We start from the raw sequence: 1,025 nt of genomic DNA, 5'->3' as shown, positions 1-1,025 counted from the left end.
TCCTCTTCTCTTCCCGCATGGAGGCTCAGGCATGGGCGTTAACGGCGTACCCCCCGATCAAGGCCGGCGACCCGCCGGCAACCGCCGGATGCTGGTGGCCGGTGCCCTGAGCGCGATCGGGCTGCTGGCCGCCCCGGCGCTGACCGCGCCCGCCGACGCCGCGGCCGGCACCCTGGGCGCCGCCGCCGCCCAGAGCGGCCGCTACTTCGGCGCCGCCGTCGCGGCCGGCCACCTCAACGACTCCACCTACGTGGCCACCTGGGACCGGGAATTCAACCAGGTCACCGCCGAGAACGAAATGAAGTGGACCTCCACCGAACCCAACCGCAACCAGTTCACCTTCGGCAGCGCCGACCAGATCGCCAACCACGCCTTCAGCAAGGGCATGAAGGTCCGCGGCCACACCCTGGTCTGGCACGCCCAGATCCCCACCTGGCTCAACAACCTGTCGGCCACCGACCTGCGCGCCGCCATGGTCAACCACATCAACGGCGTCATGGGCCACTACAAGGGCAAGATCTACTCCTGGGACGTGGTCAACGAGGCCTTCAACGACGGCGGCGCCGTCGGCACCCTGCGCAGCTCCATCTGGACCCAGAAACTCGGCAACGGCTTCATCGAAGAGGCCTTCCGCGCCGCCCGCGCCGCCGACCCCGCCGCCAAACTCTGCTACAACGACTACAACATCGACGACGCCAACGCCAGCAAGACCCGCGGCGTCTACAACATGGTCAAGGACTTCAAGGCCCGCGGCGTCCCCATCGACTGCGTCGGACTGCAATCCCACTTCGGCAACCCCCCCGCCAACTACCAGGCCAACATCCAGCAGTTCGCCGACCTCGGCGTCGATGTCCAGATCACCGAACTCGACATCGGCGGCGGCGGCTCCACCCAGGCCGACGCCTACCGCCGCGTCACCCAGGCCTGCGTGAACGTCCCCCGCTGCGCCGGCATCACCGTCTGGGGCATCACCGACAAATGGTCCTGGCGCAGCGGCGACACCCCGCTGCTGTTCGACGGCAACT

1 protein-coding gene is annotated in these 1,025 nt (G+C 68.4%); it reads left to right on the top strand.

The features are described from left to right. Positions 1–31 precede the first annotated feature (31 nt). On the top strand, positions 32–1,025 hold a 994-nt coding region (locus Sru01_RS35070; RefSeq protein ID WP_203995242.1), incomplete at its 3' end, for a glycoside hydrolase family 10 protein.

The sequence above is a fragment of the Sphaerisporangium rufum genome, from assembly GCF_016863395.1.
GTDB lineage: Bacteria > Actinomycetota > Actinomycetes > Streptosporangiales > Streptosporangiaceae > Sphaerisporangium > Sphaerisporangium rufum.
The sequence above is the reverse complement of the archived record's forward strand: the minus strand, read 5'-3'. Positions and strand labels throughout refer to the sequence as shown.